The organism is Bittarella massiliensis (ex Durand et al. 2017) (genome assembly GCF_001486165.1).
GTDB classification, from domain to species: domain Bacteria; phylum Bacillota; class Clostridia; order Oscillospirales; family Ruminococcaceae; genus Bittarella; species Bittarella massiliensis.
In genome coordinates this window covers 327,317-351,882 of record NZ_LN908975.1, presented here as the reverse complement: position 1 = coordinate 351,882, position 24,566 = coordinate 327,317, and the positions used below count along the sequence as shown (strand labels likewise).

The window sequence follows — 24,566 nt, the reverse complement described above, 5'->3', positions numbered from 1 at the left end:
GCAGAGCGGACCGTCCCCCCATAAAAAAAGCTGCGCCCCTGGCGCCAAAGGAGGAAGAAACGTTGTTCAAACACGACAAAAAGTTGCTTCACGAAGTAAAGGTGGACAGGCCCAACCCCAACTACGCCGCCATGCTGCAGGAGCAGTTGGGCGGGCCCCAGGGCGAGCTGAAGGCCGCCCTGCAGTACCTGTCCCAGAGCATGCGCATCAAGGACCCGGAGATCAAGGACCTGTTTTTGGACGTGGCCGCCGAGGAGCTCTGCCACATGGAGATGGTGGCCACCGCGGTCAACCTGCTCAACGGCCATGACCTGGACGCCGCCCACGCCACCGTGGGGAACGTGGAGGCCCACGTCCTCACCGGGTTGACCCCCATGCTGGCCAACGCCTCCGGCTATCTCTGGACGGCCGCCTACGTCAACGAGACCGGCGACCTGGCAGCCGACATCCTCTCGGACATCGCCGCCGAGCAGCGGGCCAAGGTGGTCTACCAGTACCTCTACCGCCAAATCGACGACAAGGGGGTGCGGGACACCATCGACTTCCTCCTCAACCGGGAGGAGGCCCACAACACCATGTTCCGCGAGGCCTTCAACCGCATTCAGGACACCGGCAGCCAGAAGGAGTGGGGCACCACAGTGGACTCCCGCATCTACTTTGACCTGTCCTATCCCGGCGGTCAGTCCTTTGACCCGGCCAAAAAGCAGCCGCCCAGCTTCAACATCTAGTCCCCGCAAAGGGGGGCGAGGGCAGCCCACAGGAAAATCTCCCCCCTGTCGGAAAGCGGCATCGCTTTGGCGGTGCCGTTTTCCCTTTTCCCGCCGCCCGGCAGCCGCCTCTCCAACAGCGCGTGGGGGCACAAAGCGGGGCAAACGGGCAGATGGTCAGAAGGTGTTTTCCCTTTCTCCCCGCATTTTCCCCCGCTCCGTCCCATCCTGTGGGGATAGGGGGGACAAAAAAGCGAAAAATGGGCGGAGATGCCCCAAACGCGGTCCGCAAAACACTGTCCGCGTCCCAGACGGGCCGGACCGCCATGCCGGCGGCAACAGCCCCTATGCCCCGACACCAGCCCCCCATGGGGAAGGCCCCCGTCACAGGCCGTACCTGCCGCGACCGCGTCTGCGCGGAAAACGGGGGGAGACCGAGGGGAGCTCGAAAGGATCCGGTCCGCCTTTGGCCAACGGCAAGCCCCTTGTGGGCGGCGGTTTTCCGCCTTCAGGAAAGGCCGACAACACTGCTTGCCGGCAAAAAGGCAATCGCACCGTGCGCCCGCCTTGCAAAAGGGGGGCGTTTTCCCCCCTCCCCGGCCGCGGCGCGCCGCCCCCGCGCGCCCGCAGGGCACAGAAAAAGGCGGGAGGGAGCCGTGTCGCTCCTCTCCCGCCTTTTGCCCGCCTTTGTCAGGGGCGGCCCGACCGCTCTCCCGGCCGAGGCCGGGTCACAAAATCATGACAAAGGTCCCCGCGGTGATCAGCACCCCGCCCAGGGCGGTCTTCAGGGTGATCTTCTCGTGCAAAAAGACGAAGGCCAGCACCATGGTGATGACCACGCTGAACTTGTCGATGGGCACCACCCGGGAGACCTCCCCCATCTGGATGGCCTTGTAGTAAAACAGCCAGGAGGCCCCGGTGGCCAGCCCCGACAGCACCAAAAAGACCATGCTGCGCCCGCCGATCTGCCGCAGCCCCGCCTGGGCGCCGGTGAGAAAGACGATCCCCCAGGCCATCACCAACACCACCGCCGTGCGGATGGCGGTGGCCAGGTTGGAATCGATCTTCTCAATGCCCACCTTGGCCAAAATCGAGGTGAGGGCGGCAAACACCGCCGACAACACCGCATACAAAATCCACACCCGCTTCTCCCCCTTTGCCTCTTTCATCGCTCGATCCCCCTCTTTCTCCCCTCTAAAATAGCACCTTTTCCGCCCGCGCACAACGCCCTTTTTCCCACAGCTGCCCCCCGCCCTGTCGAAGGGGCGGGAAAGGGGAATTTTTTTGCAATTTCTCGCCCGGGGCTTGACGTTTGGGGGCAAGCCGTACTATAATAGTAAAGCACTTACAGGTGCAGGCGTAGTTTAGTGGTAAAACATCAGCTTCCCAAGCTGAGGTTGTGGGTTCGATTCCCATCGCCTGCTCCACCAGTCTGAGCCTGGGCGCATTCGCGCTCGGGCTCATTTTTTCGTTTTGCCGTTTCTCGCAGGTTTGCGGCGGGCACCTTTTCACGGTATAGACCCCAGACGGGAACGCCCGGCGCGATCTGCGCCGGGTTTTTTTCTTTTTCCCTGTGCAGGCCCCCGCCTCTCTGCCCCGGCAGGGAAATCGATCGGCGCGGCGAGCGGTTTTACCCCCGCCAAAACGCGGTGCAGTCCCGCTTGTCCTCTACGTTGAAGCGGATGATCTCTTCCAGCAGCGCAAAGTCCACCGCCTGTCCCCAGGGGATGCGGATGAGCTCCTTGCTGTGGCGGTACCCCGCCCGTTCGATCGCGCCGGAGAAGCGGAGGATCCCGGCCCTCTCCGGGGCCACCGCCAGATGGGCCTTTGCGGCGCTAAAGCCGATGATAAAGGTGCCGTGGTCGGTGAACATCGGCTGGTTCCAGGCAATTTTAGGGGTCAAATCGGGAAACTTCTCCCCCACCCAGCGCAGGACCTCACCGAGGACCGCCCGCTGCCGCACCGTCTCAAGCCCCTCCAAATAGGCTGTGAATGGGGTCAAACGCGCCCCCTCCTTTCCCTCCCCCTTATTTTTCACAGCCGCCCCGCCGTTATCCAGCCGGCGGCAAGGTGGCCCGTCCAGCCGGGAACAAAACTTTCCAGGCGCGCATCTCCGGCAAAGTCCCCCTTCAAATTGACTTGCGGGCCAGGGCCGTGGTATAGTGGTCTCATCAAAAACAGAATGGTTCGTTGTGGTCGCCCCTCGGGGGCGAGCAAGAGGGAACACGGTGAAAATCCGTGACAGTCGCCGCTACTGTGAGGATGGCGAAATCCAACGGCAGCTTTGCTGCCGCCACTGGGCATCTGGGCCTGGGAAGGCGGGTTGGAAAGTAGGGAGACATCCGAGTCAGGAGACCTGCCGCAACAGGGTGTATGAGTAGTTCCGGCCGAGGACAAAAGTGCCAAAACAGGCTGGGCCGCCCTGCGCCCGCCCTTTTTGCACGAAAGGCCGTCGGACGACGGTCTTTTTTTGTCGTCCTCCCCCAGCTGTCATCCCCGCGACCATCGAGAGGAAGAAGAAAATGGGAAACATCTCTGTAAAAAAGCGGGCGGCAGCGGCACTGCTGGCGCTCTGCCTCTGCGCCTCCGGCAGCCTGTCCGCCCTGGCGGCAGAGCCGTCGACAGAACTGGGCTGGCCCCAGTTTTTAGGGACCGACGGGCTCAAGGGCGTCTCCGACGCCAAAACCCCCACCACCGCCGGCGAGATCGAGCTCAAGTGGGAGAAGCAAGTCGGCCCGTCCACCGGATGGACCGACTCGTCGGGCACCCCGGTCATCCTGGGGAACTACGTCTACAACTACAGTTTCCAGCGCCTGCGCAAGTACGAGCTGGACAGCGGCAAAGAGGTGGCCAGCGCCCCGGTCTTCGGCGCAGCCCACAACCAGTACACCATGATCCTGGGCGCGGGGGACGGCAAAATCTTCGTCCCCTGCGAGATCAACAACCTGGATGCCGACGCCACCGGGGTGCAGAAAAACTTCCTGCGCGTCTTTGACGCCGAGACCCTCGAGCAGCTCTACGTCACCCAGGAGCTGCCGGGTTCGGCCATGCAGAGCCCGGTCATCTGCCACGACGGGCGGGTGTTCACCGGCTCCTACCGCACCGGCGGGGTCTACGCCTGCTTTGACACCGCCGACGAAAACCCCGCCAGCACCACCGAGGTCAAAGCCGCAAACTGGACCGTCGCCTCCCCCTCCGACGCCGGTTTCAACACAAACGGCGTGGCCTTTGCCGGGGACTACGCCGTCTTCACCGACGCCAACTATACCGGCTCCAGCACCGTCTGGTCGGTCAACTACAAGACCGGCGCGGTGGCCGACACCTTCTCGCTGCCCAGCGGCTACAACGCCCGCTCCACCCCCTTTTACTATGAAAAGGACGGCCGCGTCTACCTCTCCTCCGGCCACCCCACGGCGGGGGCGGCGGTGCGCAGCTACAAACTGCGCGCCGACGGCAAGCTGGACCAGGCCAGCCTGCGGGAGTGGACGGCTGGCATCTCGGGGGGCGACACCCAGTCCTCCCCGGTCATCTACAACGACCGGCTCTACCTGGCCGGCCAGGGGTTTGGCGCGCAGATGCCGGTCTTTGTCGTCGACGTCAACACCATGACCACCCTCTACCAGACCGGCACCGTCAACAGCGCCGGCTCCGCCGCCCTGACCACCGCCTACGCCAGCGCCGAAAACGGCAACCAGGTCTATCTCTACTTTGTGGCCAACGAGAATTCCGACAACCTCTTCATCTTAAAGGACAGGGAGGGCCAGACCGCTCCCCAGGTCGAGGTGGTCCCGGGCATCGGCCGCCGCCAGTACTGCACCCAGAGCATCGCCATCGCCCCCAACGGCTCGCTGGTCTGGTACAACGACGCCAGCTACCTCTACTGCTACGGCAACAAGGGGGACACCGCCATCACCGCCGCCGATGTGCAGCGCCAGATCGAGCGGCTGCCCGACGCCGCCTCCTACCGCTATATCAACCTGGCGGAGGCCCGGCGGGTGGAGAGCCGCTACCGCGCCCTCCCCGCCGCCGAACAGGCCAAAGTGACAAACCACGGCAAGTTGGAAGAGATCTTGTCCCTCTCCACCGCCGACCCCATCGCCCGCATCAACCAGGGCATCGCCTCTCTCGACCTCTCGTCCCTCACCCTGAAAGACGCGGACAAGGTGAGCGCCCTGCTCTCGGCCTACGAGGCCCTCTCCGCCCAGGAGCGCTCGCAGATCACCGGCGCCGACACCCTGCAAAAGGCGGCCGCCGCCATCGAGACCCTGCGCCAGGAGGCGATCGTCCAGAAGCTGGACGAGGACATCGCCGCCCTGCCCGCCCTTTCCGCCCTCACCTCCGGCGACCGCGCCGCGGTGGACAGCCTGCAATCGCGCTATGAAGCCCTCGCCGACGCCCAGCGGGAGAAACTGGCCAACCGGCAGCGGCTGGCCGACAGCCGCGCCCGGGTGGCCGTCATCGAGGAGCAGATGGCCGCTGCCGCCCAGTTGATTGCCGACAAACTCGGCGGGGCGGAGATCACCCTGGAGAGCCGCCCCCTCATCCAGGAGCTGGACCGGGCGCTGGAGGGACTGCTCCCCGCCGACCTGGCCAAAATTTCCGAGATCGAGCAGTACCTGAGCCCGGCCAAGGTGGACCTGGTCAACCTGATGACCGCCCAGTTGTTGATGAAGGACGGGCAGCCCATCCCCGTCACCGCCGAAAACGCCGCCCAGCTGCTGGCGATCGCCCGGGAGATCCAGGGGTACCGCGACGGCATCCTGGAAGGGGACTTGAAGTACCTGCAAAACGGTCGGCTGGCCGACGAGGTGGCCCAGCAGGCCGCCGCCCTGCTGGATGGACCCAGCTCTGAGACGGACAGCGGCGACGCCAGCGCCAACACCGCCGACCCTGCTGGCCGCCGCGCTGGCCGCCCTTTCGCTGGCCCTCGCCTGCAAGCGCCGCCGGGCCTGACCGTCTACTGTTCGCACCCACCCGCTGAAAAGGGCGACCGGCCCCGTCGCCGGTCGCCCTTTGCGCGCACCGACCAACCAAGAGGGAGATGCCGATGAGCACCTGGAAAAAAAGGGCCCGCCTGTGGGCCGTTGTGGGCATTTTTGCCCTCCTCGCCGCGGCGGGGATCTTCAAACTGACCACCATCGAACCGGCCGAACGCGGCGGGGAACTGGGGGCGCAGATCGAGGCCGCCCAGGCCCTTCTCGACGGCGCCCAGGAGGGGAACGCCGCCGGCGAATACTCCTGGAACGCCCTGGGCGCCCTGCGCCGCGCGCTGAATAGCGCCCAGACCCTGGCCCAGAGCGACAGCGCCACCGAGGAGGAGCGGGCGGCCGCCGCCCAGGCCCTGGCGGAGGAGGGGGCCCGCTTTGCCGAGGGCGCCAACCAAAACTGCCTGACCCCGCAGGAGCTGCAGGCCGCCGCCGAGAGCGGCGCGCCCCTGACCCGCACCCTCTCTGTCGAGGGAGTGGGGGAACTGACCTGGTCCCTCCCCTGCGACCAGCTGGGGGAGGCGGCTTCCATCAACCTGCAGGTGGTCGCCGGCGGGTCGGAGGGCGATGAGATCGTCCAACTGCTGGCAGCGCAGGGGAAAGAGGACCCCGCCTTTGCCCTCACCCTCGCCTTTTGCCACAACGGGGCCCTGCCGGTGCAGGCCGACCTCTCCCTGAAAACAGGGGGGGAGACGGCCTACGCCGCCCTCTACCGCTACACCGGCGGCGCGCTGGAATACGCCGGCCCGGTGCAGGCGGAGGAGGGGGCCCTCTCCTTCTCCCTGGGGGAGGGGGGGAGCTGGGTCCTCCTCCCCGCGGCGGGGGAGGAAGCTCCCGACCAGCCCAGCGGGGAGGAGGAGCAGCCCGAAGCCCCCTCCACCCCCTCGACCACCCCCGCGGGCGGCAGCTCCTCTGCCCCCGCCAGCCCGTCGGGCCCCAGCAGCGCCGGCAGTTCCGCCAGCTCGTCGCAGGGCGCTCCGTCCGGGGGGAACAGCGCCAGCACCCCCCAGACCTCCACGGTCACCGTCTCCATCGTCTGCACCACCCTGCTGGACAAACTCGACCAGGTGGACGACAACCTCCGCCCTTACATCCCCCAAAACGGGGTCATCCTCCCCCCCACCAAGGTAGAGATCCAGGAGGGGGAGAGCGCCTTTGAGGTGCTCAAGCGGGTGACCCGCAGCCACCGCATCCAGATGGAATTTCAGAGCCAGTCGGGCTACGGCAGCGCCTATATCGAGGGGATCGGCCACCTCTACGAAAAACAGGTGGGCAGCGGCAGCGGGTGGATGTACAAGGTGAACGGCACCTTCCCCAACTACGGGTGCAGCCAGTACCCGCTCAAGGATGGGGACACCCTGGTCTGGTGCTACACCTGCGACTTCGGCAAGGACGTGGGGGGCAGATGAGGGCCCCCCCGCGGGAGGGCGGCTTTGCCCGCTGCCACCCCCTGGTCACCTTTGCCTACTTTGCCGCCCTGGTGGTCACCTCGGTCTTCTCCCTCCACCCGCTGCTGTTGGGGCTGACCTTCTGCTCGGCCCTCCTCTACGCCCTCTTGCAGCGGGGGGCGGCCGCCCTGCGGCTGGCCCTCCTCTTCCTCCTGCCGGCGGTGGTGCTGACGGCGCTGATCAACCCCCTCTTCAACCACCGGGGGGCCACCGTCCTCTTCTACCTGGCCGACAACCCCATGACCGCCGAGGCCTTTCTCTACGGGCTGGCCACCGGCGTGTTGATGGGGGGCATCCTCCTCTGGTTTTCTTGCATGGGGCCCCTCTTTCGCTCCGACAAGGTGGTCTACCTCTTCGGCCGGGTCTCCCCCGCCCTCTCCCTCACCCTCTCCATCTGTCTCCGCTTTGTCCCCCTGCTCAAAGCCCGGTTTGGGGAGGTGTCCATGGGGCAGCGCTGCCTGGGCAGGGGGGGGCAGGGCGGCCCCCTGTCCCGGCTGCGGGTCTTTGGGCGGGAGCTGTCCATCCTCCTCTCCTGGTCGCTGGAGGCGGCCATCGCCACCTCCGACTCGATGGAGGCCCGCGGCTACGGCCTCAAGGGCCGCACCAGCTTTCACACCTTCCGCTTCACCCGGCAAGACGGCGCCCTGCTGGGGCTGATCGGGGGGCTCTTTGCCGCGGCCTGCACCGGCATCTTCAGCGGCGCCTGGGAGGTGGCCTTCTACCCCAAGATCGCCGTTCCCCCCGCAAGCCCCCTCTTTGTCTGTTCTGCCGCCGCCTACGGGGCGCTGCTGTTGCTGCCCCCCCTGATCGACTGGAAAGGAGAGCGCCAATGGAAGAGATCCGCTGTGAGCGATTGAGCTTTTGCTATCCCGACCGGGAGGAGGACGCCCTGCGGGAGGTCAGCTTCTCCCTCTCTGCCGCCTCCTTCACCGTCCTCTGCGGCCGCTCGGGCTGCGGCAAATCCACCCTGCTGCGCCACCTCAAGGCCAGCATGACCCCCTACGGCGACCGCCGGGGGGAGGTCCTCTACCGCGGCACCCCCGTCGACCGGCTCGACCTCCGCACCGCCGCCTGCGCCATCGGCTTTGTACAGCAGGACCCCGACGCCCAGCTGGTGACCGACAAGGTGTGGCACGAGCTGGCCTTCGGGCTGGAAAACCTGGGGCTGCCCACCCCCGAGATCCGCCGCCGGGTGGCGGAGATGGCCAGCTTTTTCGGCATTCAGGACTGGTTTCACCGGGACGTCTACGCCCTCTCCGGCGGGCAAAAGCAGCTGCTGAACCTGGCGGCGGTCATGGCCATGCAGCCCCAGGTGCTGGTGCTCGACGAGCCCACCTCCCAGCTCGACCCCATCGCCGCCTCGGAGTTTCTCGCCACCCTCGCCAAAATCAACCGGGAGCTGGGCACCACCGTCTTCCTCTCCGAGCACCGGCTGGAGGAGGCCTTTCCCCTGGCCGACCGGGTGATGGTGATGGAGGGGGGCCGCATCGCCGCCTTCGACACCCCCCAGGCCGTCAGCGCCCAGTTGAGCCGGGCCGGGCAGGCACACCCCATGTACCTGGGCCTGCCGGCGGCGGTGCGCATCTGCGCCGGGGTGCAGCCCCAGGGCCCCTGCCCCGTCACCGTGCGGGAGGGGCGGCTCTGGCTGGACGGCCTCTTTCCCCAGGGGGTCTCCCGGCCCGCCCTCCCGGAGGGGGACACCGCCCCCCCGCCCCCGGCGGAGCCCGCCCTCACCCTGGAAAACGTCTGGTTTCGCTACCGGCGGGGGGAGGACGAGGTGGTGCGGGGGCTCTCCCTGACGGTGCGCCGTGGGGAGTGGTACTGCCTGCTGGGGGGCAACGGGGCGGGCAAGAGCACCGCCCTCAAACTGATCGCCGGGCTGCTCAAGCCAAACCGCGGCCGGGTAAAGGTGGCCGACGGGCTGGCTCTGGGGGTGCTGCCCCAAAACCCCCAGGCCCTCTTCACCGAGCTCAGCGCCGAGGAGGAGCTCTTCGACGCCCTGGCGGACCTCCCCGGCACCGACCGCGCCCGCCGGGAGGGGGTGGAGGAGATGCTCGCCCTGCTGGAGTTGACCGACCGGCGCGCCGCCCACCCCTACGACCTGAGCGGGGGGGAACAGCAGCGGCTGGCCCTGGGCAAGATCCTCCTGCGCCAGCCCCAGATCCTGCTGCTGGACGAGCCCACCAAGGGCCTCGATCCCTTCTTCAAGGCCTCTCTGGCCAAGCTGCTCAAGTCGCTGCTGGCCCGGGGGCTCACCCTCTTCATGGTCTCCCACGACATCGAGTTCTGCGCCGAATACGGGGACACCTGCGCCCTCTTCTTCGACGGCTGCATCGCCTCGCAGGACCCGCCCCGCCGCTTCTTCGGCGGCAACAGCTTTTACACCACCTCCGCCAACCGGATGTCCCGCCACCTGTTTGCAGAGGCCGTCACCTGTCAGGATGTGATCACACTGTGCGCAATGAATTTGACCGCCAACAGCTCCGGGCCAGAAAGCGGCGCACCCTCCTCTCCGCCGCCATCATCTTTCTGCTGATCCCCCTCACCATCTTCGCGGGGGTGGCGTTGCTGGACGACCAGCGCTATCTCCTGGTCAGCCTGCTGATCGTCTTTTACACCTCTCTGCCCTTCTTCCTCGTCTACGAAAAGCGGCGGCCCAAGGCGCGGGAGATCGTGATGATCGCCATGATGGCGGCCCTGGCCGTCTGCGGCAACCTGCTGGGCTATCTGGCGGGGCCCCTGCAGCCGGGCACCGCCCTGGTCATCATCGCCGGCATCGCCTTCGGGCCCGAGGCGGGGTTTCTCACCGGGGCCCTGGCCCGGCTCTGCGCCAACCTCTTTTCCATGCAGGGGCCCTGGACCCCCTGGCAGATGTTTTGCTGGGGGCTGCTGGGCTTTCTGGCGGGGTTGGTCTTCAACCGCGCCGCCGCCAACCGCACCAACTCCCGCCAATTCCAGCTGGTGCAGGGGCCGGTGGTCTGCACCCTCCTCTCGGTGGCGGCGGCCCTGGCGGTCCACCTGCTGGGCACAGGGGCCCCCGCCGGGGGCCGCCTGGCGCCTGTCTCTTCTACACATCTAGATGTGTATAAGAGACAGGCTCTGCCTGGGCAGGGGGGGGCAGGGCGGCCCCCTGTCCCGGCTGCGGGTCTTTGGGCGGGAGCTGTCCATCCTCCTCTCCTGGTCGCTGGAGGCGGCCCGACATGACGCTTCCTCCTTTTCCCGCTCCCAGCCGCGCCCCGCTGGGCCGCCCCCCCCCCTCGCTTCCCCTCCCCACCCAGCTCCCCCCTCCCCCCTCCCCCCCCCCCCTCCCCTTCCTCGCCGCCCTCCTCTGCCTGGGACTGGCCGTTCCCCTGGCCCTCCTGGCGGACCGCTGGGACGGCGGGGGCGGCTTTCTCGGCTGGCGGCTCTACGCCTTCGGCGCCCTGGGGCTCCTCTGCGGGCTGGTCATCCAGCGCAGGCGGCTGCCGCTGGACGGGCTGACCCTCGCCTCCTTCGGCTTTCTCACCACCTTCATCGTCTACGGGGGGATCATGAACGCCGCCGCCCTGGTGATGGCCAGCGCCCTCCCCGCCTCGGGCATGGGGCTCACCCTCCCCTCCCTGGGGCTCCTCTACCTCTCCGGCGTCCCCTACGACGCCCTCCACGGGGCGGGGACCGCCCTCTTCCTCTTCCTCTTCGGCCCCTCCCTCATCCAAAAGCTCGAGCGCATCAAGGTCAAGTACGGCTTCTACCGCTAAACCGGCCAAAAGGGGGAGCCCCGGGACAGACTGCCTGTCCCAGGGCTCCCCCTTTTTGTCTCAATCCCGCTTCCAGCGCTTCAGCTGGGGGAAGACCGCCTCCATCTGCCTCCTGGCCTGGCCGGCGTCCATCCCCGACTGAGCCATGAGGGGGACGCAGAAGTCGATCATCTCCTCCATGGTGCAGTCGGCCAGAAACCGGCCCTTTTCGTAGCAGTATTTGCAGTAGTCGCGGCTGGGGCTGCCGTCGGCCTCGCTCCCCCGCATCTCCCCGCCTTCGCCCAATGGCATCCCGCAGGATTGGCAGTACGCTTCGCTCATTTGATACGCTCCTCTCTCCAAGGGGGTCTTCCCCTTTGCTGCTCCCATCCTACCGCAAAAAAGCTGACAGCAGTCTGTCCACTATCAAAAGGTCATTCCTTTTTTCGTTTGTCGCCGCTCCCCTCTTTGCCGGGGACGGGGTACTGCCCAGCGGGCGCAAAGGCCGAACTGCCGTCAAGACTGCGCGAGGTGGCCAGGCCCTCCTCCACCCGACCCGCCGCCAGGGGGACTATTGTAGCGCTTCCCCATCCGTGCTATACTCAAATCATGCCAATACGCCCCTCTTTTGGGGGCGTCTGCCGACGCGTGGCCGAACGGACCCCTCTCGGCGGCACCGGCACAGAAAAAAAGGAGGTCTACACCCTATGTCAGAGATCAAATGTCCCCTCTGCGGCTTTGCCGAACAGACGCCGGACGGGGCGGACTGCTGCCCCCGCTGCGGCACCCGCCTCGCGGGCGGCGAAGGGGAGAAAAAGCTGCTGGAAGCGTCGGGCACCTTCACGACCGAGGACAAGCAGTTTTTCGGGAAGATGAGCACAAGCGCGTCCATCTATCTCACCGACCGGCGGCTGCTGGCGATCCCCGAAAAGCTGGAGGGATTCAACCTGAGGACCGGGCTCACCGCCGCCGCTGTCAACAAGATGACCGGCCGGTACGGCGCCATCTCCATCCCGCTGGAGGAGATCCAGGCCGTGCGGGACGGCAAGTTCGGCCTGCTGCAAAAGGCGCTTGTGGTCGTCGCGGCAGACGGCGGGGTGCTAAAACTCACCCTGCCCAAGCAGGCGCAGTGGAAAGAGGCCATCCTCGCCGCCGCTAACCTCCATTAAAGGAGAGCTCTGCCGAAGAGCTCCCTCTCCCGACCGGGCCTCAAGGGAAAAAGCCGCGCCCATCTCTCCCTGTCCTCTCTCAGCGCAAGTCCCGGGGGGGAAGGCCATCCCCAGCTCTCCCCCGGCCCTTCCCAACGCAAGTCCTGAGGGGAAGACTGTGCTATCTCTTTCCCCGGCCCCTCCTGACGCAGAATCCGGAAGAAGGGCTGCACCCAGCTCTCCCCCAGTCCCTCCCGCCGCAGGCCCTGAGGGGAAGGCCGTGCTATCTCTTTCCCCGGCCCCTCTTGGCGCAGACTCCGGAAGAAGGGCCGCACCCATCTCTCCCCGGCCTCTCCCAACGCAGGCCTCGAGAGAAAGACCGCACCCACCTCTTTCCCCTTCCTCCCCCAAGCGCAGACCCCGGAGAAAGGTCCCCCCAGCTCTCCTCTAGCCCCCCTGGCACAGGTCCTGAGGAGAAAGCCGCGCCCACCTCTCTGACCTCTCTTAACGCAAGTCCCGAGAGGAAGGCTATGCCGCCTCTTCCCTTGGCCGCCCCGACGCAGACCCTGGAAAAAAGATGGTGCAGTCTCTTCCTCTCTCTCTCGCCGCGAGCCCCGGAGAAATGGCCGCGTCGCCTTTCCCTCCGTCCTCCCCCGACCCACCGAGCAAAAGCCCCCTTGTCCCTATATCCCCCCTCCCTTTTCCCCCATGGAGCAGACAGGACGCGCTTTCGCCTCCCCGGGAAAAGCCGGTTTCCCCTTTTCCCCTCCATCACCGGCAGAGGAAACCAACAAGAAAAGGGCTCTCCCCCACCCCCTATCTGGGGCAGGCCCCTCTCCCTCCCACACAAAAAGGGCGGGTCACCGACACAATTGCCGGCGACCCGCTCTTTTTCCTTTTTCAAACCGTCCGCAGACGGCCCTCTTTTAGATGCGCAGCTTCTCTTCCAGTTCCCCCGCCTCTTTTTTCTCCGCAAAGGCGGCGTCGGCCTCTTTCAGCCAACCCTCCAGGGCGGTGCGCCCCTCCTCGTCAAGGGGAAAGGACTGCTCGCCCTCCACTGCGCTCTTGGCCCGGCAAAAGTACCCGTACCAGACCTCCGCGAACAGCTGTCCCTCCTGGGGCCAGATCCGGTAGTTAAACCCCCTGTGGCTGCCCACATAGTCGTTTCCGCTCTCAAAGTAGTCCAGGTTGGGGACTTCCAACACCCGCTCTTCCACCGCTCATTTCCTCCCTTGTTCCAGGGGACAGGCCAGCCGCCCCCCGCGATCTCCTGTCAGACAGTATAGCAGATTTTCGCCGCCCCCGGTAGCCCTCCTCCCCGACCTGTCCCCCTGTTTTTCTCCCTTTTCGCCAAAAAATCAGGGCGGGATTTATATAAAGATTTCGTTAATTTCATTCGCCTTATTGTTAATAACGTGTTAAGATATACCCATCGCGACAAAATTCTTTTCTTTTCACGAAAGATGAGAGGTGTTGAAATGAAAATCGTCATTGTCGGCGACGGCAAGGTCGGTCTGGCCCTCACCGCCCGCCTGTCCCGCGCCGGGCACGACGTGGTGGTCATCGACCGCGATCCCCGGGTGCTGGAAGAGAGTTTACAGACCTATGACGTGATGGTGGTACAGGGCAACGGCGCCTGCAAGTCGGTGCTGGAGGAGGCGGGCATCAACACCGCCGATCTCCTCATCGCCGCCACCAGCAGCGACGAGATCAACCTCCTGTGCTGCATGGTGGCCAACAAGATGGCCAATGTCCACACCATTGCCCGGGTGCGCAGCCCCGAATACGCCGGCCAGCTCAACTTCCTCAAGGACGAGCTGGGCCTCTCCATGACCATCAACCCCGAGATGGCCGCCGCCCGGGAGATCGACCACCTGCTCCAGTTCCCCTCCTTCCTCAAGCGCGACCGCTTCGCCAAGGGGCGGGTGGAGATCGTGGAGCTGAAGATCTGCGCCGACTCCCCCCTGCGGGGCAAGCCCCTCTCCCAGCTCTACAAACTCATCCGGGTCAAGGTGCTCGTCTGCGCTGTCGAGCGGCGGGGGATGGTCTACATCCCCTCCGGCGCCTTCACCCTCGAAGAGGGGGACAAGATCTCGGTCACCGCCGACAGCAAGGACCTGGTGACCCTGCTAAAAAATCTGGGTCTCACCACCGAGCGCACCCGCAGCGCCCTCATCATCGGCGGCAGCCGCATCGCCTACTACCTGGCGCGCCGTCTCCTCTCCAGCGGCATCACCGTCAAGATCATCGAGCAGGACATCGCCCGCTGCGAGGAGCTGGCCGCCCTGCTGCCCAAGGCCACCATCATCAACGCCGACGGCAGCCGGCAGGACATCCTGCGGGCCGAGGGGATCACCTCCACCGACGCGGTGGTCACCCTCACCGACATGGACGAGGAAAACCTCATCATCTCGATGTATGCCACCCATGTGGGGGTCCCCAAGAGCATCACCAAGATCAACCGGGCCGAGTACGTCGACACCTTCTCCGACCTGGGCATCGACACGGTCATCAGCCCCAAAGACCTCTGCTGCACCGACATTGTCCGCTATGTGCGCGCCATGGAAAACACCACCGGCGGCGCGGTGCAGACCCTGCACTACATCGTCGAGGGGAAGGCGGAGGCGCTGGAGTTCGTGGCCACTTCTGCCACCCGCCATCTGGACGAGCCCCTGACCCAGGTGCCCATCAAACCCAACATCCTCCTCTCCTGCATCCTGCGCGGGGGAAAGACCATCATCCCCCAGGGCTCCGACTGCATCCGCCTGGGCGACACCGTCATCGTCGTCACCACCGCCGAGCAGACCATCCGGGATCTGGGCGACATCTTCGCGGGATAGGCGGGGGAGGAAACTATGAACTGCGCGATCATCAGCCGCTACCTGGGCAATCTCCTGCTGTTGGAAGCGGCCTTCCTCGTCCCCCCCGCCGCCATCTCCGCCTCCCTGGGGGAGGAGACCGCCCGCCGCGGCATCCTCCTGACTGTCGGCATCCTCGTGGTGCTGGGGCTCCTCCTGCGGCGGGCAGGGCAGAGATCCGGCTCCACCTTCTACGCCAAAGAGGGGTTCGTGTTGGTGGCCCTGGCCTGGGTGGTCATGTCCTTTCTGGGCAGCCTCCCCTTCTACTTCAGCGGGGAGATCCCCAGCCTGGTGGACTGCTTTTTTGAGACGGTCTCGGGCTTCACCACCACCGGTGCCTCCATCCTCACCGACGTGGAGGCCATGAGCAAGGGGCTGCTCTTCTGGCGCAGCTTCACCCACTGGCTGGGCGGCATGGGGATGTTGGTCTTCCTGCTGGCCGTCGCGCCCGGGCAAAAGGGGCAGGGCTTTACCCTGCACCTGATGCGCGCCGAGAGCCCCGGCCCCTCGGTGGGGAAACTGGTGCCCAAGATGCGCCAGACCGCCAAGATCCTCTATCTCCTCTACGTCGGGCTGACGATCATCTGCGTCCTCTTCCTGCTGGCAGGGGGGATGCCCCTCTTCGACAGTCTCTGCACCGCCTTCGGCACCGCCGGCACCGGGGGCTTCGGCATCAAAAACGACAGCATGGCCGGCTACTCCATCTACCTGCAGGGGGTCTGCACCGTCTTTATGGCCCTCTTCGGGGTCAATTTCAGCGTCTACTACCTCCTCTTTCGCAACTGGCGTGCCGCCCTTAAAGACGAGGAGGTGCGGCTCTACTTCGCCATCATGCTCAGCGTCTCGGCCGTCATCGCCTGCAACATCTACCCCCAGATGGGCTCGGTGGGGATGAGCATCCACGAGGCCACCTTCCACACCAGCAGCATCATGACCACCACCGGCTTTGCCATCTCCAACTTCGACCTCTGGCCGGAGCTCTCCCGGGTCCTTCTCCTGGTGCTGATGATCGCCGGGGCCTGCGCCGGCTCCACTGGCGGCGGCGTCAAGACCATCCGCCTGCTCCTCATCTTCAAGAATATGAAGGCGGGCTTTCGCAAGCTGCTCCACCCCAACAGCGTGGAGACGGTCAAGCTCAACGGCCGCCCGGTCGGCCGCTCGGTGCTCGAGGGGATCAACACCTACATGTCGGCCTACTGCCTGATCGCCATCGCCTCCCTGCTGGTCGTCTCCCTGGACAACTTCAGTCTGGTGACCAACCTGAGCGCCGTCCTCTCCTGTTTCAACAACATCGGCCCCGGGCTCGACATCGTCGGGCCCATCCACAACTACTCCACCTACTCCGACCTCTCGAAGATCGTCCTCAGCCTGGACATGCTTTTGGGGCGGCTGGAGATCTTCCCCATGCTCATCCTCCTGCGCCCCGCCACCTACCGGCGGCGGCAGGCGTGAATGCCCCGCGCACCAAAGGGAGAGGCCCGACCGGCGATTTGGTCGGGCCTCTCCCCCTCTATGGGGTCTTGTCGCTACTGGATCTCGGGGATCTGCGCATCCCGCGGGTCGACCCATTCCCGGCCGTAGCCGGTGGCGATGGCCTGCCAGTCGGGGCCGGAGGCCTTGCAGTGGGTCACCCGCATGGGGTCCACCGTGGTGTCCTTCGCCCCCCGCAGTCCCTTCTTGAGTAGATTGGAGTGCCCCGTCAGGGTGGGGGTGTAGGCTGGGTAGCGGGTGTCGGTGTCAAACTCGACATGCAGGTGGGGGCCGGTGGTCAGCTTCCCGGTGTTCCCCACCGTGCCGATGCGGGTGTCCTTGGTGACCCGCTGCCCCTTTTTGACCCGCACGTCCGCCATGTGGTAGTACCGCCCCACCAGGGGACGGTGCCCGCCGTCAAAGTGGTTGACGCAGTCGTCGTAGACGATGCCCACCACATAGCCGCAGACGTTGTCCCAACCGGCAAAGGCCACCGTGCCCTCGCCCTGGGCGTAGACGATGGGGCCGCCGGTCATGTCCTGCCCGTAGTGCAGGGCCCCAAATTCCCGCTGGTAGGCGCCGCCCCACTTGTAAGACGCGGTCACCCGCGCCCGGTTGAGGGGCTGGATCAGTCTCTGTGCCATCTCTCATTCCCCCTTTTTGCCGCTGGACGGCTGTTTTGCAAAATAGAAGGTGATCACCGCTGTGGCCACCGTCATAAAGCTCTGCACATCGATCCTCCCTGCTGCCGACAGCGCGCAGAAGACCCCCATCACCATCAGGGTGATGATGCTCTTGACATCGATGAGCCGCGCCAACTTCTCCTTCACCTGCACTTGCACCCCTCCTTTAAAGTGTCTGGACATACCAGATAAAAAATCCCAGCAGGACCGAGACAATGGCCCCGCTCATCCCCCACAGCGCCTTGGTCAGCCCCTGCAAAGAATGGGTCAGGCTGTCGAATTTCTCCTCGAGGCGGACGATCTTTTCCTGTTGCATGTCCAGCTGATCCGACTTCTTGTCCACCCGCTGCTCCAAGCGCTCAAACCGATTTTCGCAGACGGCGTTGGGGCAGACGGTTCCGCCGTCGGCCCTAGTCATCGGTCAGGTAGGAAATGCTCCCCACCAGCTCCACCGTGCCGGATATGCCGAGCCCTTCATGGGCTGCCACCCGCCAGGATCGCTCTGCGTAGTTTCCCACAAAGTAGAACCCGCTGTCCCCACTGTAAATGCAGGTGGACAGGGCGCTGAAGGGGCTGCTGGTCGAGCCGTTGGCGTAGACGCCAAAATTGTAGTAGGAAACCGACCCGGCAGAGGTGGACGCCGGCGAGAAGGGAAGGTTGTTGATGACAACCGAATCGGTGCCGGACCTCCCTGTGATCGCCAGGTCAAAACTCAGGTGGACCCACCGACCGATTTTGGCGTAGTACCCCTTGGAAGAGCTGGCCAGGGTCCACCCCTTGGCCTTGGGGGTCCAGGTGCCAAACAGGACCCCCAGGTCCCCCAAAGTCGGCATCCAACTGGAAGGGCGCGCCCCCACCTGGGCTGCCGTATGGGTGTGGCTGGAGGGAGCGGCCCCCACCTGGGCCGCCGTGTGGGTGTGCCCCGCAAGGGCCGCGCCGACCTGGGCCGCCGTCACCCCGTGGGGGTTTTGCTTGTTGCCGGTGTGGCTGCCCAGCGCCGCCTGCACCGCCGCCGCACTGCCGGCCGCATCGGCCCCCACATCGCCGGCTGTCGGCATCTGCGCCAGCTTGCCCGCGCCGTCCAGGGTGGCGATCCCGTCCGCCTGTCCCCTGCTGTCCGCCAGCGCCTGCAGTGCGTCCTGCTCGGCAATGCCCCCCGGCTGCCCCTTGCTCTCGGTGATCTGGTTGATCTGTGCCTGCAGGGACCCCGCCACATTGTCCGTCAGCTGGTCCTTAATGGTGTCGAACCAGCCCTGAAATTCCTCGTTTTTGCCGGTGCGGTACTCCTCCGCCCAGGCGTCCAACTGCGCCATCAGCTGGCTGAAATCCATCTGGTCAAACCCCTGGGTGTACCCGCAGACCGCCTTGTCCGTCCGGGTGTCCTGCACCGCCGACTGGGTCAGGGCGATTGCCCCCGTCTCCACCTTCACCAGCGCCAACTGCAGGTCGTACACCTGGCTGTCCCGGCGCAGGGCGGGGGGCTGCGGGTTGTTGGCAGGCGTCCCCTCGACCACGCGCACCCCCATCACCTTTTCCGGCAGATCCCACCGCAGCACCACCGCGTCCTTGCGGGGCAGCGAGGGGTGCGCTGTGGGCACGGTGACCTCGACCGCCTCGTCGCTGCGGTAAAAATACCCGTTGATCCAGGCCCGTCCCGGCGTGACCTGCAGTTTCATCGACCCGTCGGCCAGCACCTGCGACCCGTTTTGGTAGACGCCGTTTGGCACCAAAGCCGCAATTCGCTGGGCCGGAAAGTCCTCGTCATAGGCCAGCCCGTTAAAATATCCGTATTGTTCCGCCATCTGCAAATCCCTCCTTTTACAACTGCAACGTCTCTGGAAGGGGGGTCCCCAGCACCGGGATCACCTGGTGTACCCCGCCCTCAAAGACCTCTTCTATCTCGGTGACCCGGGCGTCCAGCCGGATCCCCCACCGGGAATCGTAGACGCTCACCACATCGCCCAGCGCCCAGTCCTCCCCGTACACAAAGGGGGCGGTGGGCAGAATGGAGGAGTCGAAATTTTCCGCCACCTGGCTCTCCGCCAGCTTCTGCAGTCCCTCCTGGCGCAGGAGCGCCCGGTACTCCTCCTCTGTGCGCTCCTCCCGCCGCAGGCCGCCGGCATCGACGTAGAGCATCCGCCGGTCACCCCCGCCGCTTCGGTCCACTTCCACCACCATCCGCTCGCCGTTTTCGGCCTCCTCCCCGGCCACCAGGGCCACGTTTTTGTAGCCGGTGGCCGAATAGGTGTAGACCGGGGCGAGCAGATTGTCATACAGGTCGCTGAAGATCACCTGGGCGTTCTCCGTCTGTTCCAGCGTCCGAACGGCCCCCTGGTAGATGGCCAGCTGAAGGGCGCCGTCTCCCAGCACCTCCAGGTAAAACCCCAGGTTGTAGGCCTTTGCCAGGGCGGAGACGATCTGCAGGTCGCTCTTGAACCGCGCCTGCAGCTGAACGGTCTCCTCCGCTCCCCCGCCCTCAACAGAGGGCTCTGCCAGCGCCTTCACCCCCCCGGCCGCCACCGCCTTGCGCATGGCCTCGACCGCGCTGCAGGAGCAGGCAAACAGCGGTTGGATGTGCTGGTCCAGCCGGGCGGAGAGCATGCGGCCGGTCACCGACATCTCCTCCCCCTCCAGCTTGATCCCCGCGATTTCCCCCTGCTCCCGGCAGTCCAGCCGCTGCAGCCGGGCCCCTGGGCGGAGGAGGGCGACATTCTCTTTGCTGGCGGGGAGGTGCAGCTCAAACTCCCCCGGCTCGGTGTATTTCCGGCGCCAGCGCAGGGAGCCGAATTGGTCGATCACCCCGTGCCACGAAAGCCCTTGGCCGATGGGCGGGTACACATACAGTTCCATCTCTCAAGCCCCCCAGTATTCCAGGGTGTACTCCAGCTTCACATCCAGGTGTTCCACCCCCTGTTTCGCGCCGTACTGATAGGTGTTCTTCCCGGGGTACAGCTGGATCCAGTCGTTTGCCAGGGGCCAGATCTCCGGGTGGGAGACCCCGTTGAGGAATGTCCGCTTCTGGCCGCGCCCGGTCGTCACCACCACCGTGTCCCCCTCCGCCATCTCCAGTTCAAGCGCCAACTTGCCCCCGCTCCCCAACTCGGCGAGAGAGGGGTCCTTGACCGGCCCCCGGGCCACAAAGGTAATTGTCAGGCCGCAGGCCACGTTCTGGTCGTTTTGCACCTCCACGATCCGCTCCGCGATCCGACGGGCGGTCATGATGGGGGCGCCGTACACAAAGGGGAAGCGCACCAGCGGCTCCCAATAGGCCATGTTCACCACCGACCGCTCCGGCGCGCGAAACAGCGGATAGGGGCAGATGAGGGAGATGCTCACATCCCGGGTCTTCCCCTGCAGCGCAAACTCCACGCTCTCCACCTGGTAGTCGATGGCCTTCTCCCGGCCCCCCTGTTCCCAGTAGGTGAGGGTCCCCCTCTCCCGGGGCTGAAAGAAGCCGAAAAGCCGCTCTCTCTGGGCCGCGTACTCCCCTTTGATCGCCGCGGTGATGACGATGTTCCTCTTCTGGGCGCAGCTGCTCTGCCAGCTCTCCCCGTCCATTCCGTCCTGCCGCTGGGTGCTCACCTCATAGGCAGCCGAGGTCAGCCCGGTGGCGTCCTTGAGCCAGAGGGGCAGAAAATACCCAAAGGAGATCCTCTCCCCCCTGCTGTTTTCACAGGTAATTTTCTTCTGTGTGATCAAGCGAATTTCACCCCCATCACCATCTGGCGCATTGCATTGCGGTTGAGCCGCGCCGTCTCCGCCGGCGAAAGGGCCTTGGGGCTGTAGTTATTCACCGTCTGATTGAGGACCACCCCGCCGGGCACCCCGGCAGAGGCGGCGGCCAGTGTGCTGGGGGAGATCCCCCCCGCCAGCACGATCCCGCCAAAGCGGGTGGGAATGGCATTTTTCATCTGCTCCCCCACGCGGCCCATCTCCCCCAAAAAGCCGATGCCCAGCCCCTTGGCCAGATTCATTCCCACCTGGTCCCGGAAGACTTTGGACGGGGAGTGAATGCCGAAGAACCCCTTGATTTTTTTGAGCACGTTGGCACAGGCCTCCTTGGCCATGTCCCAGAGGATCCCCCCCGCATTCGCAAGTCCTCTCCCGATCCCTTTGATCAGGTCGATGCCCACCTGCAGCCAGTCGGTGTTGGCAAAGGCGCTGACGATCTTCCCGATGATTTCCGGGAGTTTGCCCACCAGCTGCGGGATGGCCTGCACCAGTCCACTCGTCACGGCAGTCAGTATCTGGATCCCCGCCTGGATGATCTGGGGCAGGTTGTCCATGATCAGTTTGACGATCATGGGGATCATTGCGACCACCGAATTGATCAGCATCGGGAGGGCCTGCACAATGCCCGCCACCAAACTCAGGAGGATTTCCAACCCCGCGGAGAGGATGGCCGGCAGATTCTGCATCAATGTTTCCACAAAAACGGGGATGAGCGCGATGACCTGCTCGATCAGAACAGGGATCGTCTGTACGATCCCCTCGATCAATCCCAGCAGGATCTGCATCCCCGCGATGATGAGCGCCGGCAAATTGGCGATCAACGAGGCCACCACCGTCGGTATCAGCAGTAAAATCTCCCCCACAAGCAGGGGGACAGACTGGGCGATCCCCGCCACCAAGCCCGTCAGCAGCTGGATCCCCGCTGAGATGATCTGGGGAATATTCTCCAGTAGGACCATGCTCATGCTGGAAATGAGCATGGGGAGCTGTTCCATGAGCAGGGGAACCACCTGGTTGAGCCCCTGTATCAGCCCTAAAAACAGTTGTAGTCCCGCCCCCAGCAGCGCCGGCAAAAGCGTGGGCAGTTGCCCGATCAGTGCGGAGACAAGGCCCACCAGCGCCGTCATGACCGCGGGCAGAAGCGTCTGTGTCAGGCTGGGAAGGACCGCCGCCAAGGCCGACAGAAGGCTGGTCAGCACCCCCGATAAGCCATTTAAAAAGGTCGGCAGCTGTTGGGTCAAGCCCCCGATCATCCCGTCAAACATCCCTGTCAGGGAGCTCGTCAGCGCGTCGCCGCTCACCTCGTTGCCTGAAAAAAGCCCGTTGATCGCCTGGCTGATTGCGGGTTTGGCCGACTCCATACTGGATGAAAACACCTCGGCGATGGGCGCGGCCTGATCGCCCAAAACGCGAAACAGCTCCTGCTTTTTTCCATTTAGTTCCGCAATCACCTCCGCATCCATAAAGTTTTCGGCAAATTTTTTCGACACCCCGGCGATCCCCTGGAAGGCGCCCCCCACGGCGCCCGCGATCCCCGAGACCGCCTTCCCCGCCACTTTCAATCCCGCGGAGATGTTCTTGGCCCCGACGACAAATTTGCCGAGGGTCGTCTCACCGTTTTTCGCCTGGTCAGCGACGTGCTGGATCGCCGTTTTAAAGGCTCCCAGTCCAGTTGTCTGCCCTTCGACCTGCGCCGCTTCGTCGGACATCTTCGCAATGTTGGTCGAAACGTCATACAGCTGATTCCGCAGCGCCGACACCGCAGCACTCTGTTTCCAGTAGGCCTCCTCCGCCCTGTTGACGGCGGCAGCGCTCTCGTCAGAGCCGGCGGCAACCGTCTCCGAAAGCTCCTTGTATTTCTTTTTTTGCTCTTCCAGTTTTTTGCTCTGTCTCTCATACTCTTCGCGCAGGGCCTCCTGTGCCGTCTGCTCCACTGCGATCGAATTGCGGAGCATCTGCTTTTTCACCAGCAGATCTTGCACCGAAGCCGCATTTTTGCCCATAGAAGCAGCACTTTCGGCCAGCACAGACGAAAACATCTTGAGCTGCTTATTTAAAAACTCCATCTTCGCCGCAAATATCTCGCTCCCGTTGACCTGAACATCTACGCTCCAATCATTCGCCAAATCCTCTCCTCCTTTCCCTCTCTTTAGAAAGGGCGGGCGGCCAACGACCGCCCGCCCCTTCTCTCTTTTCCCTACGGGAGGTCGGGGATCATCTCCTCATCCAGCGGCCGCACCGGCCGCTCCTTTGCCCCCTGGGCGATCTGCCAGCAGGCGATCAAGTCGCACAGCTCCCCCATCGGCATCGCGCACAGCTCCCGGCGGGGGATCCCCAGCATCCTCCCGTAAAACCAGTACCACGCAGTGCTTACCGGCCCTGCGCGGCCTCCCCGTTTTTTGGGTCGGCCTGCACCTCGACCTCTCTGCCCTGGCCCAGCTGCATCGCCTCGGTCAGGGCCTCTGTGATCCGCCCGGCGTCCTGCGCGCCCAGCAAGCACTTCAACTGCTCTTCGGTGAAGGGCTCTTCCTCTCTCCCCTCCATCACCCGGCAGTACTCGGCCCCCTGGCGGAGCAGGACCGCCAAAATCCAGAGGATGTCGCCCAGCGCCTCGTGGATCGGCTTTTCGTCAAAGGCCGAAAAGGCCTCCTGCATCCCCTCCAAGCTGCCGTACCGCCTGCCGATCTCCTCCACCGCACCCAGCGAGAAATTCAGCGGGCACTGCCGGCCGGCCAGCTCAATGTAACTCAGTCTCTCCATCGGCTCTCCCCCTTACGCCTGGGGCTCGGGAGAAGGGGCCCCAATGTGCAGCACCTGCTTGATGTAGGCCTCCGCCTTCTCCTCGCTGTCCAGGGTGGCCTCCCTCTTCCAGACGTGGGTGGCGCTGTCGTCCCGGAAGATGGCCCCCTCGATGGCCGGGGTCTGCCATTCCACCGCCTCGCCCTGGGTGGTGGCGCTGTCCTCCGGCACCTTGAACTGCACCTTGGTGAAGATGATGGCGCGGTAGGCATAGCTGCCGCTGCGCTTTTTCTTGATGATGATCCCCACTCCCAGATAGGGGGCGACGGACTCGTCGTCGTACACCAGCTCGGTGACCTTCTCCTCGCCTACGGTCACCTCGTTGGTCTTGAGCCCCAGCAGGACTTTGCTCGCCTCCTGCAGCAGGTCGTCGGTGGTAATGGTCAGGGTGCCGCCGGCAAACGAGCTGTCGCTCTCCACCACCATGTTGTCGGCGTACAGGTTGTTCTCCTCGCCAGCCTCGATGCTGGCAGACAGTTCCACCGCCTTGCCCATCAGGCCGCCGCCCTGGTAGCTGACGGTGCCGCCCTCGCTCTGATACAGGGCATAATACGGTTTGCTCACGCCAATAGTCGCCATCTTGATCCGCTCCTTTTAAAAATTTATTTGCAAACGCCTCTCTCGGCGGTCTGCACCCTCTCAAAAGCCCTCACAGGCTGACCCAGCGCCAGCGGTGCTTGACCAGCCCCGCGTCCCGGTCGTAGCCGCTGCTCTCCCAGGAAAACGCCAGCCGCGCCCCGCGCATCGCCTCTTCCACCGCGGCAAACAGGGGGTCTTCCTCCAGGGTGGTGTAGAGTTCCACCATCCCCTTCATCCCCCGTTCCCCCGACTGGTTGTCGGCGGCCGGACCCCCGGCCGGGCCGGTCTCTCCCCACACCAGGCAGCGCCCCGTGCCGCTGGGCGGGAACTGCCAGTACAGCGCCACCCCATCCTGCAGCGCGCCGGTCAAAACGGCCTTGATCTCCGCTTTTGTCAACGTCTGTCCCCCCTTTATCTTCTGGGCTCACCGCCCTGGTTTTC

At 65.0% G+C, this 24,566-nt stretch carries 25 protein-coding genes, 1 tRNA gene and 1 riboswitch; of the genes, 11 read left to right on the top strand and 15 right to left on the bottom strand.

Going from position 1 to position 24,566, the window contains the following annotated elements:
* Positions 1 to 62 precede the first annotated feature (62 nt).
* Positions 63 to 728 (top strand): manganese catalase family protein, encoded by a 666-nt coding sequence (locus tag BN3266_RS02075; RefSeq protein ID WP_021657873.1) that lies wholly within the window; start codon positions 63 to 65, stop codon positions 726 to 728.
* Positions 729 to 1,435: 707 nt separating this feature from the next.
* Here BN3266_RS02075 and BN3266_RS02070 read toward each other — a convergent pair.
* Positions 1,436 to 1,876 carry an EamA family transporter gene (locus tag BN3266_RS02070; protein ID WP_021657870.1) on the bottom strand — a complete coding sequence of 147 codons (441 nt, stop codon included), beginning with the start codon at positions 1,874 to 1,876 and terminating at the stop codon, positions 1,436 to 1,438.
* 184 nt (positions 1,877 to 2,060) lie between these two features.
* Between BN3266_RS02070 and BN3266_RS02065 the strand changes: the two genes are divergently transcribed.
* Positions 2,061 to 2,134: transfer RNA gene (locus tag BN3266_RS02065), tRNA-Gly, on the top strand.
* Positions 2,135 to 2,337: 203 nt separating this feature from the next.
* On the opposite strand, the gene BN3266_RS02060 is transcribed toward BN3266_RS02065, so the two are convergent.
* Positions 2,338 to 2,709 (bottom strand): iron chaperone, encoded by a 372-nt coding sequence (locus BN3266_RS02060; protein WP_059003394.1) that lies wholly within the window; start codon positions 2,707 to 2,709, stop codon positions 2,338 to 2,340.
* A 174-nt stretch (positions 2,710 to 2,883) separates the two neighbouring features.
* A riboswitch (cobalamin riboswitch) is annotated at positions 2,884 to 3,085 on the top strand.
* 144 nt (positions 3,086 to 3,229) lie between these two features.
* On the opposite strand from BN3266_RS02060, the gene BN3266_RS02055 reads away from it, so the two are divergent.
* The 6 genes from BN3266_RS02055 to BN3266_RS02030 are packed head-to-tail and all read left to right on the top strand — an operon-like array spanning position 3,230 to position 10,877.
* Positions 3,230 to 5,758, top strand: a complete 2,529-nt coding sequence (locus BN3266_RS02055; protein ID WP_059003392.1) for a hypothetical protein — start codon at positions 3,230 to 3,232, stop codon at positions 5,756 to 5,758.
* Positions 5,755 to 7,101 carry a DUF4430 domain-containing protein gene (locus tag BN3266_RS02050; RefSeq protein ID WP_059003391.1) on the top strand — a complete coding sequence of 449 codons (1,347 nt, stop codon included), beginning with the start codon at positions 5,755 to 5,757 and terminating at the stop codon, positions 7,099 to 7,101. The genes BN3266_RS02055 and BN3266_RS02050 overlap by 4 nt, the downstream gene beginning before the upstream one ends.
* Positions 7,098 to 7,997: an energy-coupling factor transporter transmembrane component T gene (locus BN3266_RS02045; RefSeq protein WP_059003389.1), complete on the top strand. Its 900-nt coding sequence runs from the start codon at positions 7,098 to 7,100 to the stop codon at positions 7,995 to 7,997. Before BN3266_RS02050 ends, BN3266_RS02045 begins: the two co-directional genes overlap by 4 nt.
* Positions 7,970 to 9,676, top strand: coding sequence for an ABC transporter ATP-binding protein (locus tag BN3266_RS02040; RefSeq protein WP_059003387.1), 1,707 nt, complete (start codon positions 7,970 to 7,972; stop codon positions 9,674 to 9,676). The genes BN3266_RS02045 and BN3266_RS02040 overlap by 28 nt, the downstream gene beginning before the upstream one ends.
* On the top strand, positions 9,595 to 10,344 hold the full coding sequence (locus BN3266_RS02035; protein ID WP_059003385.1) for an ECF transporter S component: 750 nt from the start codon (positions 9,595 to 9,597) through the stop codon (positions 10,342 to 10,344). The genes BN3266_RS02040 and BN3266_RS02035 overlap by 82 nt, the downstream gene beginning before the upstream one ends.
* The gene (locus BN3266_RS02030; protein ID WP_059003384.1) at positions 10,341 to 10,877 is read left to right on the top strand and encodes a hypothetical protein; all 537 of its coding nucleotides are present in this window, start codon (positions 10,341 to 10,343) and stop codon (positions 10,875 to 10,877) included. The genes BN3266_RS02035 and BN3266_RS02030 overlap by 4 nt, the downstream gene beginning before the upstream one ends.
* Before the next feature lie 60 nt (positions 10,878 to 10,937).
* Here the strand turns inward: BN3266_RS02030 and BN3266_RS02025 are convergent, their stop codons facing one another.
* Positions 10,938 to 11,198 carry a zinc ribbon domain-containing protein gene (locus BN3266_RS02025; RefSeq protein ID WP_044993217.1) on the bottom strand — a complete coding sequence of 87 codons (261 nt, stop codon included), beginning with the start codon at positions 11,196 to 11,198 and terminating at the stop codon, positions 10,938 to 10,940.
* Between the two features lie 365 nt (positions 11,199 to 11,563).
* Between BN3266_RS02025 and BN3266_RS02020 the strand changes: the two genes are divergently transcribed.
* Entirely contained in the window at positions 11,564 to 12,025 is a 462-nt protein-coding gene (locus BN3266_RS02020; protein WP_059003382.1) for a TFIIB-type zinc ribbon-containing protein, read from the top strand.
* A 905-nt stretch (positions 12,026 to 12,930) separates the two neighbouring features.
* On the opposite strand, the gene BN3266_RS02010 is transcribed toward BN3266_RS02020, so the two are convergent.
* Complete coding sequence (locus tag BN3266_RS02010) at positions 12,931 to 13,221, bottom strand: hypothetical protein (protein ID WP_059003378.1); 291 nt, start codon at positions 13,219 to 13,221, stop codon at positions 12,931 to 12,933.
* A 261-nt stretch (positions 13,222 to 13,482) separates the two neighbouring features.
* On the opposite strand from BN3266_RS02010, the gene trkA reads away from it, so the two are divergent.
* Positions 13,483 to 14,844 carry a Trk system potassium transporter TrkA gene (gene trkA / locus BN3266_RS02005; RefSeq protein WP_059003376.1) on the top strand — a complete coding sequence of 454 codons (1,362 nt, stop codon included), beginning with the start codon at positions 13,483 to 13,485 and terminating at the stop codon, positions 14,842 to 14,844.
* Positions 14,845 to 14,859: 15 nt separating this feature from the next.
* The gene (locus BN3266_RS02000) at positions 14,860 to 16,314 is read left to right on the top strand and encodes a TrkH family potassium uptake protein (protein ID WP_059003374.1); all 1,455 of its coding nucleotides are present in this window, start codon (positions 14,860 to 14,862) and stop codon (positions 16,312 to 16,314) included.
* A 74-nt stretch (positions 16,315 to 16,388) separates the two neighbouring features.
* On the opposite strand, the gene BN3266_RS01995 is transcribed toward BN3266_RS02000, so the two are convergent.
* From BN3266_RS01995 to BN3266_RS01950, 11 genes are all read right to left on the bottom strand, one after another.
* Positions 16,389 to 16,976 carry a M23 family metallopeptidase gene (locus tag BN3266_RS01995; RefSeq protein ID WP_059003371.1) on the bottom strand — a complete coding sequence of 196 codons (588 nt, stop codon included), beginning with the start codon at positions 16,974 to 16,976 and terminating at the stop codon, positions 16,389 to 16,391.
* Positions 16,977 to 16,979: 3 nt separating this feature from the next.
* Entirely contained in the window at positions 16,980 to 17,168 is a 189-nt protein-coding gene (locus tag BN3266_RS01990) for a hypothetical protein (RefSeq protein ID WP_021660955.1), read from the bottom strand.
* A 13-nt stretch (positions 17,169 to 17,181) separates the two neighbouring features.
* Positions 17,182 to 17,433 carry a hemolysin XhlA family protein gene (locus BN3266_RS01985; protein ID WP_154668928.1) on the bottom strand — a complete coding sequence of 84 codons (252 nt, stop codon included), beginning with the start codon at positions 17,431 to 17,433 and terminating at the stop codon, positions 17,182 to 17,184.
* The gene (locus tag BN3266_RS01980) at positions 17,426 to 18,817 is read right to left on the bottom strand and encodes a hypothetical protein (protein WP_059003366.1); all 1,392 of its coding nucleotides are present in this window, start codon (positions 18,815 to 18,817) and stop codon (positions 17,426 to 17,428) included. Before BN3266_RS01980 ends, BN3266_RS01985 begins: the two co-directional genes overlap by 8 nt.
* A gap of 16 nt (positions 18,818 to 18,833) precedes the next feature.
* Positions 18,834 to 19,865, bottom strand: coding sequence for a siphovirus ReqiPepy6 Gp37-like family protein (locus tag BN3266_RS01975; RefSeq protein ID WP_082671584.1), 1,032 nt, complete (start codon positions 19,863 to 19,865; stop codon positions 18,834 to 18,836).
* A gap of 3 nt (positions 19,866 to 19,868) precedes the next feature.
* On the bottom strand, positions 19,869 to 20,714 hold the full coding sequence (locus BN3266_RS01970; RefSeq protein ID WP_059003363.1) for a phage distal tail protein: 846 nt from the start codon (positions 20,712 to 20,714) through the stop codon (positions 19,869 to 19,871).
* Positions 20,711 to 22,873, bottom strand: a complete 2,163-nt coding sequence (locus BN3266_RS01965; protein WP_059003361.1) for a phage tail protein — start codon at positions 22,871 to 22,873, stop codon at positions 20,711 to 20,713. The genes BN3266_RS01970 and BN3266_RS01965 overlap by 4 nt, the downstream gene beginning before the upstream one ends.
* Positions 22,874 to 22,944: 71 nt before the next feature.
* The gene (locus BN3266_RS13685; RefSeq protein ID WP_021660962.1) at positions 22,945 to 23,088 is read right to left on the bottom strand and encodes a hypothetical protein; all 144 of its coding nucleotides are present in this window, start codon (positions 23,086 to 23,088) and stop codon (positions 22,945 to 22,947) included.
* A 29-nt stretch (positions 23,089 to 23,117) separates the two neighbouring features.
* Positions 23,118 to 23,507 carry a hypothetical protein gene (locus BN3266_RS01960; protein WP_021660963.1) on the bottom strand — a complete coding sequence of 130 codons (390 nt, stop codon included), beginning with the start codon at positions 23,505 to 23,507 and terminating at the stop codon, positions 23,118 to 23,120.
* Between the two features lie 12 nt (positions 23,508 to 23,519).
* Positions 23,520 to 24,125, bottom strand: coding sequence for a major tail protein (locus tag BN3266_RS01955; RefSeq protein ID WP_075109640.1), 606 nt, complete (start codon positions 24,123 to 24,125; stop codon positions 23,520 to 23,522).
* 70 nt (positions 24,126 to 24,195) lie between these two features.
* A complete protein-coding gene (locus BN3266_RS01950) occupies positions 24,196 to 24,522 on the bottom strand; it encodes a hypothetical protein (RefSeq protein ID WP_059003357.1) in 327 nt (108 codons plus the stop codon).
* Positions 24,523 to 24,566: the final 44 nt, after the last annotated feature.

Excerpts from the sequence above, each read along its gene's own strand:
- BN3266_RS02000 (WP_059003374.1), top strand. The coding sequence starts at position 14,860 with ATGAACTGCGCGATCATCAGCCGCTACCTGGGCAATCTCCTGCTGTTG.
- BN3266_RS13685 (WP_021660962.1), bottom strand. The coding sequence starts at position 23,088 with ATGCTGGGGATCCCCCGCCGGGAGCTGTGCGCGATGCCGATGGGGGAG.
- BN3266_RS02030 (WP_059003384.1), top strand. The coding sequence starts at position 10,341 with ATGACGCTTCCTCCTTTTCCCGCTCCCAGCCGCGCCCCGCTGGGCCGC.
- BN3266_RS01985 (WP_154668928.1), bottom strand. The coding sequence starts at position 17,433 with ATGACTAGGGCCGACGGCGGAACCGTCTGCCCCAACGCCGTCTGCGAA.
- BN3266_RS02045 (WP_059003389.1), top strand. The coding sequence starts at position 7,098 with ATGAGGGCCCCCCCGCGGGAGGGCGGCTTTGCCCGCTGCCACCCCCTG.
- BN3266_RS02070 (WP_021657870.1), bottom strand. The coding sequence starts at position 1,876 with ATGAAAGAGGCAAAGGGGGAGAAGCGGGTGTGGATTTTGTATGCGGTG.
- BN3266_RS01995 (WP_059003371.1), bottom strand. The coding sequence starts at position 16,976 with ATGGCACAGAGACTGATCCAGCCCCTCAACCGGGCGCGGGTGACCGCG.
- BN3266_RS01960 (WP_021660963.1), bottom strand. The coding sequence starts at position 23,507 with ATGGAGAGACTGAGTTACATTGAGCTGGCCGGCCGGCAGTGCCCGCTG.
- BN3266_RS02055 (WP_059003392.1), top strand. The coding sequence starts at position 3,230 with ATGGGAAACATCTCTGTAAAAAAGCGGGCGGCAGCGGCACTGCTGGCG.
- trkA (WP_059003376.1), top strand. The coding sequence starts at position 13,483 with ATGAAAATCGTCATTGTCGGCGACGGCAAGGTCGGTCTGGCCCTCACC.
- BN3266_RS02040 (WP_059003387.1), top strand. The coding sequence starts at position 7,970 with ATGGAAGAGATCCGCTGTGAGCGATTGAGCTTTTGCTATCCCGACCGG.
- BN3266_RS02020 (WP_059003382.1), top strand. The coding sequence starts at position 11,564 with ATGTCAGAGATCAAATGTCCCCTCTGCGGCTTTGCCGAACAGACGCCG.
- BN3266_RS01955 (WP_075109640.1), bottom strand. The coding sequence starts at position 24,125 with ATGGCGACTATTGGCGTGAGCAAACCGTATTATGCCCTGTATCAGAGC.
- BN3266_RS02025 (WP_044993217.1), bottom strand. The coding sequence starts at position 11,198 with ATGAGCGAAGCGTACTGCCAATCCTGCGGGATGCCATTGGGCGAAGGC.
- BN3266_RS01975 (WP_082671584.1), bottom strand. The coding sequence starts at position 19,865 with ATGGAACTGTATGTGTACCCGCCCATCGGCCAAGGGCTTTCGTGGCAC.
- BN3266_RS02050 (WP_059003391.1), top strand. The coding sequence starts at position 5,755 with ATGAGCACCTGGAAAAAAAGGGCCCGCCTGTGGGCCGTTGTGGGCATT.
- BN3266_RS01980 (WP_059003366.1), bottom strand. The coding sequence starts at position 18,817 with ATGGCGGAACAATACGGATATTTTAACGGGCTGGCCTATGACGAGGAC.